12 protein-coding genes are annotated in these 17,106 nt (G+C 45.3%); 9 read left to right on the top strand and 3 right to left on the bottom strand.

Annotation, left to right across the window (positions count from 1 at the left end):
- Positions 1-7 precede the first annotated feature (7 nt).
- A complete protein-coding gene (locus AACV12_RS06830; RefSeq protein ID WP_010318383.1) occupies positions 8-397 on the bottom strand; it encodes a PepSY domain-containing protein in 390 nt (129 codons plus the stop codon).
- A gap of 61 nt (positions 398-458) precedes the next feature.
- The gene (locus AACV12_RS06825) at positions 459-2,201 is read right to left on the bottom strand and encodes a DEAD/DEAH box helicase (RefSeq protein WP_013857019.1); all 1,743 of its coding nucleotides are present in this window, start codon (positions 2,199-2,201) and stop codon (positions 459-461) included.
- A 104-nt stretch (positions 2,202-2,305) separates the two neighbouring features.
- Here AACV12_RS06825 and rsuA point away from each other — a divergent pair, with 104 nt between their 5' ends.
- From rsuA to AACV12_RS06810, 3 genes are read left to right on the top strand one after another with little or no spacing between them, the layout of a single operon-like run.
- Positions 2,306-3,001, top strand: a complete 696-nt coding sequence (gene rsuA, locus AACV12_RS06820) for a 16S rRNA pseudouridine(516) synthase RsuA (RefSeq protein WP_170900079.1) — start codon at positions 2,306-2,308, stop codon at positions 2,999-3,001.
- 47 nt (positions 3,002-3,048) lie between these two features.
- A complete protein-coding gene (locus AACV12_RS06815) occupies positions 3,049-4,257 on the top strand; it encodes a Bcr/CflA family multidrug efflux MFS transporter (protein WP_170900078.1) in 1,209 nt (402 codons plus the stop codon).
- Positions 4,257-4,916 (top strand): DUF2913 family protein, encoded by a 660-nt coding sequence (locus tag AACV12_RS06810; RefSeq protein WP_170900077.1) that lies wholly within the window; start codon positions 4,257-4,259, stop codon positions 4,914-4,916. The genes AACV12_RS06815 and AACV12_RS06810 overlap by 1 nt, the downstream gene beginning before the upstream one ends.
- 42 nt (positions 4,917-4,958) lie before the next feature.
- Here the strand turns inward: AACV12_RS06810 and AACV12_RS06805 are convergent, their stop codons facing one another.
- Complete coding sequence (locus AACV12_RS06805; RefSeq protein ID WP_170900076.1) at positions 4,959-6,452, bottom strand: DUF2867 domain-containing protein; 1,494 nt, start codon at positions 6,450-6,452, stop codon at positions 4,959-4,961.
- Positions 6,453-6,492: 40 nt separating this feature from the next.
- Between AACV12_RS06805 and AACV12_RS06800 the strand changes: the two genes are divergently transcribed.
- The 6 genes from AACV12_RS06800 to AACV12_RS06775 all read left to right on the top strand — a co-directional run bounded on the left by AACV12_RS06800 (position 6,493) and on the right by AACV12_RS06775 (position 17,091).
- On the top strand, positions 6,493-7,869 hold the full coding sequence (locus AACV12_RS06800) for an MATE family efflux transporter (RefSeq protein WP_017046178.1): 1,377 nt from the start codon (positions 6,493-6,495) through the stop codon (positions 7,867-7,869).
- 123 nt (positions 7,870-7,992) lie between these two features.
- Complete coding sequence (locus AACV12_RS06795) at positions 7,993-8,664, top strand: ABC transporter ATP-binding protein (RefSeq protein WP_013857013.1); 672 nt, start codon at positions 7,993-7,995, stop codon at positions 8,662-8,664.
- Complete coding sequence (locus AACV12_RS06790) at positions 8,645-11,098, top strand: FtsX-like permease family protein (RefSeq protein ID WP_013857012.1); 2,454 nt, start codon at positions 8,645-8,647, stop codon at positions 11,096-11,098. The genes AACV12_RS06795 and AACV12_RS06790 overlap by 20 nt, the downstream gene beginning before the upstream one ends.
- Entirely contained in the window at positions 11,099-12,232 is a 1,134-nt protein-coding gene (locus AACV12_RS06785; protein ID WP_170900075.1) for a lipocalin-like domain-containing protein, read from the top strand.
- Positions 12,233-12,511: 279 nt separating this feature from the next.
- The gene (nhaA, locus tag AACV12_RS06780) at positions 12,512-13,657 is read left to right on the top strand and encodes a Na+/H+ antiporter NhaA (RefSeq protein ID WP_026027720.1); all 1,146 of its coding nucleotides are present in this window, start codon (positions 12,512-12,514) and stop codon (positions 13,655-13,657) included.
- A 545-nt stretch (positions 13,658-14,202) separates the two neighbouring features.
- Complete coding sequence (locus AACV12_RS06775; RefSeq protein ID WP_170900074.1) at positions 14,203-17,091, top strand: diaminobutyrate--2-oxoglutarate transaminase family protein; 2,889 nt, start codon at positions 14,203-14,205, stop codon at positions 17,089-17,091.
- Positions 17,092-17,106 lie beyond the last annotated feature (15 nt).

Below are 17,106 nucleotides of genomic sequence, written 5' to 3'. Positions count from 1 at the left end.
TTATTCTCTATTTTTTGATGATGTCGCGTAGGTTCCTGCCACGAATAGCCATTAGTTCTAATGTGCTTGCATTATATTCTACGCGGATAACTCGGTTGTCATGCATCAGTTTTAATTCGTAGACCCATTCACCATCATCTTCATCTAACTCTACTTTGATAACTCGGCCATTGAGTTCTTTATCTATCGTGGCATAAAGCTCAGACAATGGATGAATTAAACCTTTTTGAACTGCCGCGTAGACCTCGTCTTGATCCTCATCAATCTCTACCTTGGTTCCTGGCTTATAAGTGTCTTGAACCCAATCGTGTACATCACTGCTTGCAGCTAAAGTGGGTAAGGATAATGATGAGAGCAGCAGTAAGCGTGCGAAAGCTTTACCCTTTTTGAACAACATGTTGCGCCCCCTGTAATAAGATAAACAGAGTATAAATGACCTTACATGAATAGAAAGTGAATCATCGGTTTTGTAGCTCATCTTCAAAGATCTTATCGCGCATTTTCCAAAATCGTCCCACTTTTCGCGCAATGACAAATTGTGGTGGACGAAAACGGTGTTGATGAGCCACTACTTTGCTTGGTGAAGATTGATCAAAAGGGCGATGCTTATCGGCTAGGTGCGGTCGCACAAATTGGTCGTGGAACACCTGTTTCTGTTTCTTGGTGGTTAGTGGCCAAAATTCGTGGACTTGCGCATCGTTCTCACCACGATAGGTAACGCGCAGTTGCGCTTTTCCACTTGCATCTTTATGTACATTCAAATCCATTTCGATACATTCAAAAACCAATGCATCTTTGAGGTTGAGTGCCTCTTTGAGCTTTTTATCAGGGTCAACCAGTGTTGCGTCACATTCATGGCAGATACGTGCGGCGATATCGTTGTCAGCCCCACACTCACCGCAATATTTTGCTCTAAAACGGTAACCACAGTGTTCTCGTTCGCCACTTTCTTCGTCTGTAAAATAGCCTTGGCAACGTCGACCATAGTGTTCAAGCAAAAAACCAGCGGCATCGAGTTTACCCCAAAAGTTGTTATTAAAACCGCAGGCCGGACAGGGAATGGTAATAATTTCACTGTTGGGATCGGGCTTTGGCTCACCGACTTCTGGTTGATAAAGATCATAGTTATTGCCCGCATAATCCAATACCAAACATTCGGTTTTTCCTGCGGATAAGCGTAGCCCACGTCCGACAATTTGCTGATATAAACTGATGGACTCGGTGGGGCGTAAAATCGCAATCAGGTCAACATGCGGAGCATCAAAACCTGTGGTTAATACCGACACGTTAACTAAGAATTTGATTTGGCGCTGTTTAAACTGCTTGATGATGGTGTCGCGTTCAGGGGTCGGCGTGTCACCAATGACGATGGCAGTTTCGTTGTTGGGCAGTAATTGCACAATTTCTTGGGCGTGGCGAACGGTGGCCGCAAAGATCATTACTCCCTGTTTTTGCTGTGCTAGTTGGATGATTTGTTGAACAATCTGTGGTGTGGCACGTTTCGATTGCTCAATCACCATGTCGAGTTCGGCTTCTTTGTAGCGCCCGGTATTGGCGGGTTTTAGCTGCGAAAAATCGTAACTGAGCACGGGGGCATCAACCATTCGCGCTGGCGTTAAAAAAGCTTCATCGAGCAGATAACGGATCGGTAGCTCAAAAATACAGTCACGGAAGAAGCGAGGCTCCTCACTGCGCACTTGGCCGCGAGTATGGTATTGATAAATCCAGCCCATGCCTAAACGATAAGGCGTAGCGGTTAACCCCAACACTTTAATCCCCGGGTTGAGCTCGCTTAAATGGGTGATCACCTTTTGATAGCTACTACTTTTCTCATCCGGTACGCGGTGGCATTCATCAATCACCAGTAATGAAAATTGATTTTTAAAGGCATCTAAATTGCGCACCACGGATTGTACCGAAGCAAAGACGACCTGTTGATCGGTCTCTTTTCGTCCTAAACCTGCCGCAAATACCGCGCCTTGCAAACCGTAGCCCTCATATTTGGCATGGTTTTGCTCTACCAGTTCTTTCACGTGCGCTAGTACTAAGACTCGTCCTTTGGCAAGCCTTGCCAGCTCAGCAATAACCAAACTTTTTCCTGCCCCCGTCGGTAGTACAATTACGGCGGGCGTAGTGTGATGACGAAAATAGTGGATCACGGCTTTGACCGAGTCCGATTGATAAGGACGAAGTGTGTACATAACTCGCGTTTTCTCTTGTTGAACGCTGGATAAAAACAGTGAAATAGATCAACTATTTCATTTTAGCTGCGTATAATACCTGACTTGATTTAGATGAGGTAATCATGCGGTTAGATAAATTTTTGTGTGATGCGTTAGGTGCGACACGTAAAGAAGCCACCAAGATCATCAAAAGTGGTGATGTCACAGTAAATGGTAAGACGCAGAAAAGTGGTTCATTGCAGGTGACGCAGGAGTGTGAGGTGGAGTGGCAAGGCCGTGAGTTAATCTTGCATGGTCCGCGCTATATCATGTTACACAAACCCGCTGGTTACGTTTGCTCACATGAAGACGGCTTCAATCATACGGCATTTATTTTGCTCGATGAAGTGAATGTTCAAGACTTGCATTTTGCAGGACGTTTGGATGTCGATACCACAGGTTTGGTTCTGATCACCGATGACGGTCAATGGTCTCATCGCATTACCTCGCCAAAACACAAATGCGACAAAACCTACCGTGTCTGGCTTGCAGACCCTATTGAAGCGAATTATGTCGAACAATTCTTAACGGGTATTGAACTGCGTAATGAGCGTGAGCCAACCTTGCCTGCGCAATTGGAAGTCGTCGGTGAGAATGAATGTTTACTGGCCATTCATGAAGGCAAATACCATCAAGTTAAACGCATGTTTGCTGCTTTAGGCAATAAAGTGGTTGGCCTTCACCGTGAGCGCATTGGTCATATTGTGCTAGATGAGGCACTAGAGCCCGGTGAATACCGTTATTTGACTGACCAAGAAGTGGCTTCTATTGGGGCTTGAACGGCCTAGCTTTACTGCAACTTCATTCCTTATTTATCTGGAGAACTATGACTTCATCTCAACCTGTTACAGCGAATAATACGCCGCACATTAGTTTTTTACTCTTCTTAGTATTAGGCGCGATTGGCGCATTAACGCCGCTGGCGATTGATATGTATCTGCCAGCCATGCCAGCGATTGCTAAAGATCTCGGTGTGAGTGCTGGAGCGGTACAAATGACGCTGACCGCTTATACCGCTGGTTTTGCGATAGGCCAACTATTGCATGGTCCTCTAGCCGACAGTTATGGCCGTCGCCCAGTGCTGCTGATCGGCGTATTACTGTTTGGTATTGCTGCCACTGTGAGTGCGACTACGCAGGCTATTGAAGCGTTAACGTATGTTCGCGCTGCGCAAGGTTTTGCTGGAGCAGCGGCGGCTGTGGTTATCCAAGCGGTGGTGCGTGATATGTTTGATCGCGAAGATTTTGCCCGCGCCATGTCTTTTGTCACCTTAGTGATGACCGTTGCCCCGTTAGCTGCGCCGATGATTGGCGGACACTTGGCCATTTGGTTTGGTTGGCGTTCGATATTTTGGGTGTTGGCTATTTTTGCCGCGGTGGTGATTGCTCTCGTGGTTTGGAAAATTCCAGAAACACTCCGTGCAGAAAATCGTCAACCGCTGCGCTTTCGAAATACCATTCGCAACTATGTGCAGTTAAGCCGTAACCCAGTCGCGATGGGGCTTGTTTTTTCTGGTGCTTTCTCGTTCGCTGGTATGTTTGCCTTTTTGACCGCAGGCTCTTTTGTCTATATTGATATTTATGGAGTCGATCCTGATCAATTTGGTTACCTGTTTGGCCTCAATATCGTCGCGATGATTATCATGACCAGCTTGAATGGTCGAATGGTGAAACGAGTCGGTTCCCACGCCATGCTACGCTTTGGTTTGTTGATTCAGTTGTGCGCAGGTATCGGGCTATTTATCGCGTGGTTACTCAACCTTGGTTTATGGGGTATTGTGCCTTTTGTGGTGCTTTTTATTGGTACATTGTCAACGATAGGCAGTAATTCAATGGGATTATTGTTAAGTGGTTATCCGAAAATGGCGGGTACCGCTTCTTCACTGGCTGGAACGTTGCGTTTTGGCACAGGTTCAGTGGTTGCAGCGATTGTCGCGATGATGCCTAGTGATGTTGAGTGGCCGATGATTGTGGTCATGACGGCGTGCTCGGTACTTTCATCTCTTTTTTATTGGACATTAGGAAGAAAGGCGTAATGTCAGAGTATTACCTCGAAATTCAACGTGTAGTGAATACAGCGCTGCAAGAGTTAACAGCAGAACACCAAGCGAATAAGCTGGTGAATGCGCCTTTAGCTAATAATCACTTTTTGGTGCATTGGGTGAGTAAGGCATTGAAAGCACAACGATTTCATCGCTGTGTGGTGGATGATTTAAATCGTTGGCAGAAAGCTGGACGTTCGAAAGGCAACCAATCTGAATTACTGTTTATCTTCAAACGCATCTCAGCATTTTACGGTAAGTTTTTTGTGCAAGACGCGGATAACATCATTACCGATAAGAAAATTGACGCGTTTTTGGAATTCATGGAAGCGGCTCACTGGGAAGTGACAACATGTGATCCATTGGTGAATGAAGGCAAATTACAGCTTTTTACCGATGGGCAAAACTCATTGGCTTTGTGCGCAAATCAGTGTGAATCATGCTTTGATGGTGAACTGCTCGTGAAGCCGATGAACTGGTTTGTGCGGGGCCATCATGCTGATTTCGTCGAAAAGGCCAGCAGTGCTGGCTTTATGGTGCACAAACGTACCGATTATAAGTCGAATGTGAAATATCATGGTGAGTATTTGATATACCCAAGCAACCATGGCGTGCAATTGGCTGAAATTCCATTAGGCTTTCCTATTGATTAGTATGAAATTGAAACCCAATAAGTTGCAGAGCTAGCGATTTCGCTAGCTCTTTTTTTGTGCCTTTTTGACGATGGCTTTGACCATGCCATTAAAAATAAAAAGGTGGGCAGGCATCATCGCGAACCAGTAAAGTAACCCTAAGAATCCTTTGGGGTGCCACCATGCCGTCACATTGAGTTCTCGCGTTTCGCCTAGATCTTTAATGGTAAATTCCAATCGCCCTAACCCTGGGCCTTTCATCCCAAAAAGAAGAGACAAAAACTGTTGAGGTTGGCAGCGGATCACTTTCCACGAATCAATAAAATCGCCAACTTGCAGTTCCGGGCCACAAGGGGAGCGGCGCACAGGTTTGCCACCACCGAATAAAAGATCGAGCCATTCGCGTGTACGCCATAGTGCATTGGCAAAAAAATAGCCTTCTTGGCGGCTTCCTATGGTTCGGATAACATTCCATAAAGCCTCAGCAGAAGCGCTGGTCTGAATCGTTGCTCCTGCTTGTTTAGGATAGTAGCCAAAACCGGGTTGCCAACGCTGTAGAGCACTTGGATCAAATCCCCACACTTGCGAGCGTGTAAATTCTCCTTCATGCTCGATTATTTTGGTGACAACGTCACGATATAAAATCAGTCTTTGAGGATAGCGTGCTTCAATGGCTTGTGAGTCGGCAATGTAATCATGATCTAAACCGGCAAGTAGTGCTCTGCCAATATTAGAAGGGACGGAGGTGACAAGACCTAGCCAGTAAGAAGCCATTTTGGGGGTTAATAGTGGGGTAGACCATAACCGAAAAGGTTTCTGCGTTGCCTGACAAATAATGGCAAATTGTTCGCGGTAGGAGAGGGTGTCAGGCCCACCGACTTCAAACAATTGGTGTGCAACGGGCTGCTCATTAGCTAATTCAAGTAGATAATGATTGAGGTTTTCCAGCGCTATCGGATTTGCTTTGGAATCAACCCATTTGGGAGTGATGAGCATCGGTAAGTTGTAAACAAAATCACGCATGATTTCAAATGCGGCTGATCCCGGTCCAAGAATGACACCGGCTCTTAACTCGGTCACTGGTACAGGACTTTTCCTAAGTAGATCGCCGGTCATTTTCCGTGCTTTGAGGTGCTCTGAGTTTCCGGTTTGTGGCTGAATCGCACTTAAGTAGATCAGGTGTTTGACCTGGCTAACCTCAAGGGCTTGTTTAACGTTTTCCGCCAACGACAATTCATAGTCGACGAAATCATGTCCTTGCGCCATACCGTGCACTAAAAAATAAACCAGTTCAAATTGTGGGATAAGCGCAAGTGTCGCCTCTTTATCGGTAAGGTCTAAATAACGCAAGGTAAGGTTGGGATGAGATATGGCACGTGAGGTTAAGTAGTCAATGTGCCTAGCTGCGGCCGTTACTTGAAAACCTTGCGCTAATAGCAAAGGTAACAGTTGTGAGCCGACATAGCCTGATGCGCCGAGTACTAACACTTTTTTCATGACGGTCCCTTCAAATAAGATGGTTAGATTATGCTCACAGACGTATAATAGCGACTTCATTTTTCCTGTGCTATCAATGTGTTGAATTTGAGGTGATCGGTTGTCTGTTTTTTCGCAAATCGTGTTACATACAAGAGGCGATTTTTTCCGTCGCTTAATGGCTATCGCTCTGCCGATCACCTTGCAAAGTATTATGTTTTCTAGCCGTGGTCTAGTGGATGTTTTGATGCTAGGGCAATTAGGTGAGGCAGAAATTGCTGCGGTAGGCGTTGCCGCTAGAGCAACTTTTGTCACCACCATCATGCTAGTGGGCGTGACAACCGGAGGCGCACTTTTAACAGCTCAGTATTGGGGCGCAGGAAACAAACAGGGCGTGCGAGAAAGTACGGCACTTACGTGGTTAGTCGCTAACCTATTTGCTGTAATGACGGTGGCACTATTTTTACTGTTTCCAAGTCAAATCATGGCACTAACCACGGATTCCGAGACCGTTAATGCGCTAGGTAGCCAATATTTGATTATTACCTCACTCAGTATGTTTGCTGTAGCTTGCGTCAGTAGTATGGCTGTAGGGCTGCGAGCGATGCATAAACCGGGGCTCAGCACGTTTTTTAGCGGTATTGGTATTGTTTCAAACGTGTTTTTAAACTGGGTGCTGATTTTCGGCAAATTGGGTTTTCCCGCAATGGGAATCGAAGGTGCAGCGATTGCTACCGTGCTCAGTGGTTTTATTGAAGTTGCGTGTTTATACGGTTACCTCTATGCCAAGAAACATCTGTTAGCGTTTGGAATTGACGATATCCGAGCCATCATTGAATGGCCTACCATTTCTCGTTTTTTGAAGCTTTCGTTGCCAACCACCTTTAATTTCCTTGCATGGGCAGGCGGTTTATTTGTCTACCATGCCATCATGGGGCAAAGTGGTGTGCAAGGCTTAGCGGCGTTATCGGTGATGACGCCAGTAGAATCGATTTCATTGAGTTTACTGATTGGGATGTCGAATGCGGCTGCGGTTTTAGTCGGTAACCAACTTGGCGCTAAGCAGTACGATGCTGTTTATTATCAAGCCTTGGGTTTAACTATCATCAGCCTTCTTGTAGGCGTGATCGTCGCTGCCGCCTTGTATGTGGTGCAGATCCCTATCCTGAACTCTTTCACCGCCTTGACGGATGAAACCCGTGCTTTATCTGAAGAGTTTATCGTGATACTGAGCCTTGGCATCATTTTACGTTCCATTCCAATGACGGTGATTGTTGGCGTGTTGCGAGCTGGCGGTGACGTAAAGTTTTGTCTTTATCAAGATTTAGTCGCGCAGTGGCTGATCGGTATTCCGTTAGCCGCATTTTGTGCGATTGTGCTTGGGGCTAAGCCTGAAGCAATCTATTTATTGTTTCTCGTTGAAGAGTTGATTAAATGGGGCGGTTCTCTTTATCGAATGAAAAGCAAGAAGTGGATGCGAAATTTGATTGAAAATTAGACACAACGCAGTTAGGTGGTGCAATTTGATGCACATAATGTGATCCGGTATCCAAAATGCTTTCTACTGCAGGAGAATTAGTGTAGATTCACAATCCAATTTTAGTCGATTGCGAGCGATTTGATGTTACAGCTGACCAACCTGTGTAAAGGCTATCTAGATGGCGATGAATTTCATCCCGTGCTACAGGGGGCAGAGTTAACATTAAACCGAGGCGACCAAATCGCATTGATGGGTGAAAGTGGTTCGGGTAAGAGTACATTACTCAACCTTATTGCCGGATTGGATATTGTCGATTCTGGCGAAATTTGGTTTCCAAGTTTTGCCATGCATGACACGTCAGAAAATAAGCGTACCGCTTATCGCCGAAATAACATTGGTCATATATTTCAGCAGTTTAATCTTCTTCCCACCCTTAATCTCGCGGATAATATTCGCTTTTGTCGTCAGTTGAAAGGAATGCCGGAAGACCAAGGTTTACTGCGTCAAATTCTTTCTTCGCTTGATTTAATGCCGTTGCTAGGCCGATACCCTGAAGAGGTTTCTGGTGGGCAGCAGCAGCGTGCTGCGATCGCGCGCTCCTTGTACATGGAGCCTAAGATTTTATTAGCAGATGAACCAACCGGTAGTCTTGATGAGCGTAATGCCGAGGCGGTGATGCGTTTATTGACGACCTTAACTCGCCAGCTGGATTGCACGTTATTATTGGTGACGCACAGTGAAAAAGTCGCGCAGCATATGGATGGTCGCGTACGTTTACAAGGAGGGTTGTTGCATGTTATGGCCCGTAGTTAAGGCGCTACTTGGTCATTATCGGCGTTATCCTTTACAAATCATCCTAGTATGGCTGGGTTTAACGCTTGGCGTTTCATTGTTGGTGGGAGTGACGGCCATCAACCAGCATGCTCGTCAAAGTTATGAACATGGCGAAAAGCTGTTTTCTAATCCATTACCTTATCGTATTCGTTCCAAGCATATTGCCAATAAAATCCCCCAAGGTTTCTATATTCAGTTGCGCCGTGATGGATTTTCTCAGTGCGCTCCTTTTGAAAACCATCGTTTGACGACAAAAAATGGCACGGATATTTCGCTGATTGGGCTTGATCCCGTCGCTATGTTGCCAACCAATAGCGGCCTTCCTCTATCGGAATTTTCGACATTATCATTGATGAATCCGCCGTATCCTATTTTGGTGAGTGTTGATCTCGCTCGTCTCCAAGGTTGGCAAACGGGTGATTTTATCGTGCTTGATGATGAATCAAAGTTAGGTCCTATTCAGATCGATCAACAAGATCTCATCAACGGCACACGCGTTATTGCGGATCTATCCTTGGTGCGTATGCTCAAGAAAAGTTCGGGCTTATCTGTTATTGCTTGTGGTGATATGCCGCCAGAGAAACTGAAAAGACTAAAAGATAATTTACCTAATGGTTTGACGCTAGTCCGTAGTTCTCGCACTGAGCTGGAATCACTCACGCGTGCTTTTCATCTCAATCTCAATGCAATGGGTATGCTGGCATTTTTGGTCGGGCTATTCATATTCTACCAAGCCATGTCTTTATCTTTAATCCAGCGCCAACCTTTAGTCGGGTTATTACGGCAAGCGGGCGTTTCTGGCTGGCAGCTTACCCAAGCATTGGTGATTGAGTTGTTTGGCATGGTCCTGCTTAGCTGGATATGCGGTAACGGATTGGGGTTATTATTGGCCAATCAACTTATTCCAGCGGTTTCAGCCAGTTTGGGTGACTTGTATGATGCTAATGTCGGTTTATCGATTAGCTGGAATTGGCAGTGGAGTAGTTACAGTTTAGCCATGGCGTTGATTGGTGCATTCGCGGCGTGCGCTTGGCCCCTCGTCCGGTTGCTAAAATCGCAGCCTATTCGTCTTTCGGCTCGTCTCTCTTTGCTTCGATTTGCTGGCACAGAATTTCGCCTGCAAGCCCTTGTTGCTTGCGCATTGACTGTCGCGGCGATTGCCGTGTATCAAGTTCCACAAACGCAACTTTCTGGTTTTGCAATTATTGCGTTGATGTTACTCAGTGTTGCGCTGTTTACGCCTTATCTTATTTGGACGCTGTTCAACAGTTTTTCCTACTCACTCGCTTGGGTAAAAGCGCGTTGGTTCTTTGCCGATGCAGCCGCTAGTATGAGCTATCGCGGTGTCGCAACTATGGCATTTATGATTGCTATGGCGGCGAATATTGGCATTGAAACCATGGTTGGTAGCTTTAGAGACACTACTGAAAAATGGTTAAACCAACGTTTAGCGGCCGATATTTATGTCTATCCTACCAACAGTTCGGCATCAAGAATGAGCAGTTGGTTGAAAGCGCAGCCTGAGGTCAATGATGTTTGGTGGCGTTGGGAAAAAGATTTCGCCACTGACAAAGGTGCATTGCAAGTGGTCAGCACAGGTATCTCCGATGGTGAGTTAGACTCGTTGACGGTTAAACTCGCTGTTCCTAACTATTGGTATGATTTACACCATTCAAAGAGTTTGATGATCAGTGAATCCATGGCGCTTAAATTAGGCATTAAGCCTGGTGATTTTATTGACCTTTCTGAGCCTTTGGGCCAAAAGTGGCAAGTCGTGGGGGTGTATTACGATTATGGTAACCCTTACCACCAGGTCTTATTGTCACACCAAAATTGGTTATTTGCGTTTGCCAGTACGGGAAATGTGGCGCTAGGAGTGGTTTTGCACGAAGGTGTGAATGACCAAGGATTAAAGAAGCGACTAGAATCGGTATTTAGGTTGGGCCCTGAGCGGATTTTTGATAACAATCACATCCATACTCAAGCGATGCGGGTGTTTGACCGAACCTTTGCCATCGCCGATACGCTCGGGCGTATTACTTTGTTGATTGCCGTGTGTGGTATTTTCTTTGCTACGTTAGCCGGAGAGGTTTCTCGCCAGCGACACGTTTCGCTACTGCGTTGTTTGGGTGTTTCTGGTAAAGAGCTGGTGGTGATTGGCAGCTTGCAGTTGTGTGTTTTTGGGGCGATAGCGCTCGTGATTGCGATGCCGTTAGGGCTTGCACTTGCTCGTCTTGTGGTGGACATCGTGATTAAACAATCCTTTGGTTGGACAATCCAACTGCAGTTGATCCCCGGGGAGTATTTGAAAACGGCAGCATGGGCGATGGTGACCTTGATGTGCGCAGGTGCAATCCCGGTTATTCGTTTGGTCAGAAGGCCACCGATTAGCTCATTTAGAGACGCGTTATAAATGATGAAACGATACCTCGTACTTTTGTGCTCTTTGTTGATTGCTGTATTGTTCGGCCTCTATTCGTGGCACCAGTATTGGCAGACACAGCAAACGATTTCAGAATATGCCGTTTCTGAAACAGCTTCTAAGCAAATGGATACATCATCAATATCGAAGGAGCACCCGTTCGAGTTCGTGCTTCCTAATCGCCCGGTACGACTTCCTCAAGATTTCAATTTTCATCAAGGTTTTGAACATGAGTGGTGGCATTACTTTGCGAATGTCAGTGATGAACATGGGCAGCAATATGGGATCCAGTGGAGTTATTTTCGTCTCGCTAATGAAGCTCGAGATGCCAATGGATGGCTTAGTCCTCAGCTTTATCTTGCTTATGTGGTGATCTCTTCAAAGAATGAAGTCTGGCGTGAACAGCGGATTGCGCGGGGCGGAATTGGTCAAGCCGGCTTAGAATTAAAGCCGTTTAAAATGTGGATTGATAATTGGAACTGGCGCGCACCGGGGACGACTCCATTTCCTGGAGTATTAGACGTAACGACGGACACGTTTTCACTCTCATTAAAAAATAACCTTTCCGGGCCATTTGTATTACCTGGTCAGCAGGGATACCAAAAAAAGCATGATTCACTCTCTTTAGCCTCATATAGTCTCCAAGCACCGTTTTTGCAGGTCAAAGGTGTGCTCAACTTAGGTGTTAACTCTCAACCTATTCAAGTCACAGGTAATGCATGGCTGAGCAAGGAGTGGGGTAATAATCTACTGCCTAACGCTAAACAGGGATGGGATAAGTTGTTCGTTAAACTCGATAGCAAAACAACCTTATTGGTTAATCGCTATCGTTATTTTCAGCAAGAGCCCTATTTGTTTGGGGCAATTGTGAAAGATTCGGGCACCACGATCGCACTATCTGCTGATGAAATTGATTTAGTTCCTGTCGTTTCTGCCGCGTCGGAGAATGAGCGTGACATCCCGTTACAATGGGTGGTAAACATCCCTAAATATAATATTCATCTGGTGACGAAAGCGGTGAATCGCGATCTGTGGTCACCCTTTCTGATCCCTTATTGGGAAGGCCCCATTATCACCGATGGTAGTCATAAGGTGACGGGTTTCATGCAACTAACGAGCAACTAAGTTCAAATATTTGCGGAATCTAAAGGTCAAGTTGTTCTTGGCCTTTGTGTTTTTGTGAACCTTTTTTATTTTGTTGTAAAATTGTTATGCATGAAAACTAATCAACAATGGGAAAATAGTGAAAACCAAGGAATATACGTTGTATTGTTATGCTTGACTCGGAAATTCCGATTCTTAATATCTGAACAAGCGATTTTTACTTCTATCAGCTACTGTATAAACTCTGTCATATTCATTTGTTAATGGTTTATTAACATGCATAACTATAAGGACGATATCATGAGTGATGTGATTCGCGACTTTTTCAAGATGGAATCAGCAGGTGGTATTTTGCTGGTTATTGCTGCTGCAATTGCAATGATGATTGCTAACTCACCGCTAAATGATGTTTACCAATCTTTTTTACATTCCTACGTGTTTGGAATGTCAGTGTCGCATTGGATCAATGATGGCTTAATGGCCGTATTCTTTTTGTTGATTGGTTTAGAAGTCAAGCGTGAATTGTTGGAAGGTGCTCTTAAATCCAAAGAAACGGCTATTTTCCCAGCCATTGCTGCCGTCGGCGGCATGCTTGCTCCAGCATTAATTTACGTGCTGTTTACGGCTGGTGATGCACAAGCGATTCAAGGTTGGGCGATCCCAGCGGCCACTGATATTGCGTTTGCGCTAGGTATTATGGCGCTATTGGGTAAACGTGTTCCGATCAGCTTAAAAGTGTTCTTGCTGGCGCTTGCGATTATTGATGACTTAGGGGTTGTGGTCATTATTGCGCTATTTTATAGCGGTGATCTTTCTACCATTGCGTTAACCGTCGGTTTCTTAATGACTGGTGTGCTTTTTATACTAAACAACAAGCATGTTACCAAAATCAGCCTTTACTTAATTGTCGGTGCGATTTTATGGTTTGCCGTACTTAAATCTGGTGTTCATGCAACCTTGGCTGGTGTAGTGATTGGTTTTGCTATTCCGCTGAAAGGTGATAAAGGCGAATATTCTCCGCTAAAGCATCTTGAGCATGCGCTACACCCGTATGTCGCTTTTGGTATTCTGCCATTGTTCGCATTTGCCAATGCCGGGATTTCACTGGAAGGGATCTCCGTATCTAGCCTCACGTCAATGTTGCCTTTGGGCGTGGCTCTTGGTCTATTTATTGGTAAGCCATTGGGTATTTTTACCTTCAGTTGGGCTGCGGTGAAACTCGGTGTCGCTAAATTGCCTGAAGGGATCAATTTCAAGCATATTTTTGCCGTGTCAGTGCTATGTGGTATTGGCTTTACAATGTCGATTTTTATCTCGTCATTGGCTTTTGGACCGACCAATGCTGAATTTGATACGTTTGCACGGCTCGGTATATTAATGGGCTCAACCACTGCCGCGATTGTAGGCTATATATTGCTTCGTTTATCTTTGCCAAAAAACGCATAAGAATATAATCAGCCCTCCGTAATACGAGGGCTGATTCATTTTATAAACTAACCATTTGATTTATCAATATTCTTAATCAATAGAAAATTTAAGTTTTTATCGATTTATTGAAAATTATTGCCAGCGTAATTATTTTTTGATATTTTTCGCACCAATCTCGGACAGTAGCTTCTGGGGGACACGCGTAATGACCATTCAGGCTGATTGTGACATTACGTAGGGTAGGTATCAGCAAGTCCTTTTGTTGATAGACGGGATACTCTTGCAGCGGGAGCTGCATGTGAATGGGAAACCCAACATTGAACTCATCATCACTTAACACACTGACGTTAATCAGCTTTGTACTTCCTCTATGCCCTGTGCTTGAAGACAGTTCTATCACCGAACCTTGATTCTCTGATTTAGTAATCTTTCATCGAAGACGATGAACCAATTTCCGTTTTTGCCTTTTGGCTAATACGGAGCTTATTGCTATGTCATATTTCCTTATATTCAAACCAAACCAAGGAAATAGGCGGAAATTTTCACATTCAAGGGGAAGGGAAATGAGCACAGCCTTTGAAGTCGATAACACTATCGCAAACATTTTTTCATCTCAGGTACCTGTTGTTGAAGGTATTTATGATCTCACACCGGACCAAATTCTACTCGATCAAATTGAGCATGAATCTGAAGTTCGTTCATACCCACGCCGTCTACCGATTGCCATCAAGCAAGCTTATGGTGCGTTAGTAGAAGATACGCGCGGACAAATTTTCCTCGACTGCTTAGCGGGTGCGGGAACGTTGGCGCTTGGGTATAACCATCCTGAGATCAATCAAGCACTGAAAGAGCAGTTAGATTCAGGTCTGCCATATCAGACATTGGATATGACAACGCACGCTAAAGACAAATTCATCAAGCAAGTAAAAGCATTTTTGCCTGAAGAGTTTGCAAAAAATTCCGCGATTCAATTTTGTGGACCTTCTGGTGCGGATGCCGTTGAAGCGGCTATTAAGCTGGTGAAGCAGACAACGGGTCGTAACACTATGTTTGCGTTTCGCGGTGCTTACCACGGTATGACCAACGGAACGATGGGCATGATGGGCAACCTGAATACTAAAGCTCGTCGCACAGGGTTAATGTCGGATGTGCATTTTATGCCATTCCCATACAACTTGCGCTGCCCGTTTGGTTTAGGGGGCGATGAAGGTGCCAAAGCGAGCATTCGCTACATCGAACGTCTGCTGAACGATGACGAAGCAGGCATCATGAAACCGGCGGCCATTATTGTTGAACCTGTTCAAGGTGAAGGAGGCGTCATTCCCGCTCCAGCATTCTGGCTGCGTGAGCTACGCCGTATCTGTGATGAACACGGTATTTTATTAGTTTTCGATGAAATTCAATGTGGCGTGGGTAAATCGGGTTACCGCTTTGCATTTGAAGAGTCTGGTATTTGTCCTGATATTCTTTGCTTATCTAAAGCCATTGGTGGTGGTCTACCAATGTCTATTCTTGTGTTCAAGAAAGAGATCGATACTTGGAAACCGGGTGAGCACACAGGCACGTTCCGTGGTAACCAATTGGCCATGGTTTCTGGTGCGAAAGCGTTAGAAATTATTTTACGTGATAACCTCGTTGAACACGCTAATGTCGCGGGTCAGTACCTACGCCAAGGTCTTGAAGCGATTCAACGCCGCGTGAATTGTATTGCGGAAGTTCGTGGCAAAGGTTTGATGCTCGGCCTCGAGATTCGTAAACCAAACGGTGAAATGAACAAATTTGGCGAGCCAATGGCCGATGGTCAATTAACACTCGCTATCCAACGCGCAGCACTTGAGCGTGGGTTGATGGTTGAAAAAGGTGGCCGTGAAGGATCCGTTATTCGTTTCTTACCACCGATTATCATCTCATTCGAGCAGATCGATTTTGCCCTGCGCACTCTTGAAGCGGCGATTTTAGCCGCAGGTGGCGGCGAGAAAGATCCAGAGCCAGAAAATCAAGCGTGGAAGAAGCATTTTATCCAAACTGGTGAAATGGGCAGCAATGAATTTGCCGATGTGATGAACCATGCCACTTCTGCGATGAAAGCTGTTTTTGAACAAGCCAAAGCGCCTTATTCAGGTTTGGAGCCAAAGCAGCTTGAAGAAGCGATTTACGCAGTAGATTTGGATAACAAAAATGCGCCATTGAAGGATGTGATCTCTGAAATGGCAGATCTGGTAGCCAAAAATTCCATTATCGTTCAACACCCAGATTGTATTGCTCACCTGCACACGCCACCCTTGATGCCATCAGTAGTGGCTGAAGCGATGATTGGTGCATTAAACCAGTCCATGGACTCATGGGATCAATCGTCTTCTGCTACCTATGTTGAACAGAAAGTGATTGATTGGATGTGTGAGAAATACGAACTCGGCGCTCAGTCGGATGGTATTTTCACCAGTGGTGGCACGCAAAGTAACCAAATGGGTTTAATGTTAGCTCGTGATTGGATTGCCGATAAATTAAGTGGTCATTCTATTCAAAAGCTGGGCTTACCTGAGTATGCCGATAAGCTGCGTATTGTGTGCTCGAAAAAATCGCATTTCACCGTGCAAAAATCGGCCTCTTGGATGGGGTTGGGCGAGAAAGCCATTTTGGCGGTTGATGCGAATCCAAACGGCACAATGGATGTCACCAAACTGGAAGCGGTTGTTGCACAAGCGAAAGCGGAAGGTCTTATTCCTTTTGCTATTGTTGGAACGGCAGGCACAACGGATCACGGTGCGATTGATGATCTGTCGACGATCGCGGATGTAGCACAGCAACATGATCTATGGATGCATGTGGATGGAGCATACGGCGGCGCATTGGTTCTAAGTAGCCATAAAGCACGTTTGCAAGGCGTTGAGCGTGCGCACTCGGTCAGCGTCGACTTCCATAAATTGTTCTTCCAAACGATCAGTTGTGGCGCGGTGTTGCTCAAAGATAAAAGTCACTTCAAGTATCTACTGCATCATGCGGATTACCTTAACCGTGAACATGATGAACTGCCAAACTTGGTGGATAAATCTATTTCTACGACCAAGCGTTTTGATGCATTGAAAGTGTTTATGACAATGCAAAATGTAGGCCCTAAGGCTTTGGGTGAAATGTACGATCATCTGCTAGAACAAACACTGCAAGTGGCAGATTTAGTTCAGCATCACGATGCTTTTGAACTCTTGGCTGAGCCTGCGCTCTCCACCGTGTTATTCCGTTCCGTGGATAAACAAGCGGTAGATTTTGACGAGTTGAACAAAGCGTTGCGTTTAGAAGCATTGACACGTGGTGTCGCGGTGTTGGGCGAGACGATTGTGGATGGCAAAACAGCGCTTAAATTCACCATTTTAAACCCATGCTTACAACTGTCAGATTTCAAAGCATTACTTAATAAGATTGAAGTACTAGCCTCTGAGCTAGCCAAGGCATAAAGGAATACAAACAAC

The organism is Vibrio sp. 2-2(8), assembly GCF_963888495.1.
GTDB classification, from domain to species: domain Bacteria; phylum Pseudomonadota; class Gammaproteobacteria; order Enterobacterales; family Vibrionaceae; genus Vibrio; species Vibrio anguillarum.
This window is presented reverse-complemented; position numbering and strand designations above follow the sequence as displayed.

Bases quoted from the DNA above. Each gene is read 5' to 3' on its own strand.
- AACV12_RS06830 (WP_010318383.1), bottom strand. From the start codon at position 397: ATGTTGTTCAAAAAGGGTAAAGCTTTCGCACGCTTACTGCTGCTCTCA.
- AACV12_RS06825 (WP_013857019.1), bottom strand. From the start codon at position 2,201: ATGTACACACTTCGTCCTTATCAATCGGACTCGGTCAAAGCCGTGATC.
- rsuA (WP_170900079.1), top strand. From the start codon at position 2,306: ATGCGGTTAGATAAATTTTTGTGTGATGCGTTAGGTGCGACACGTAAA.
- AACV12_RS06815 (WP_170900078.1), top strand. From the start codon at position 3,049: ATGACTTCATCTCAACCTGTTACAGCGAATAATACGCCGCACATTAGT.
- AACV12_RS06810 (WP_170900077.1), top strand. From the start codon at position 4,257: ATGTCAGAGTATTACCTCGAAATTCAACGTGTAGTGAATACAGCGCTG.
- AACV12_RS06805 (WP_170900076.1), bottom strand. From the start codon at position 6,452: ATGAAGTCGCTATTATACGTCTGTGAGCATAATCTAACCATCTTATTT.
- AACV12_RS06795 (WP_013857013.1), top strand. From the start codon at position 7,993: ATGTTACAGCTGACCAACCTGTGTAAAGGCTATCTAGATGGCGATGAA.
- AACV12_RS06790 (WP_013857012.1), top strand. From the start codon at position 8,645: ATGTTATGGCCCGTAGTTAAGGCGCTACTTGGTCATTATCGGCGTTAT.
- AACV12_RS06785 (WP_170900075.1), top strand. From the start codon at position 11,099: ATGATGAAACGATACCTCGTACTTTTGTGCTCTTTGTTGATTGCTGTA.
- nhaA (WP_026027720.1), top strand. From the start codon at position 12,512: ATGAGTGATGTGATTCGCGACTTTTTCAAGATGGAATCAGCAGGTGGT.
- AACV12_RS06775 (WP_170900074.1), top strand. From the start codon at position 14,203: ATGAGCACAGCCTTTGAAGTCGATAACACTATCGCAAACATTTTTTCA.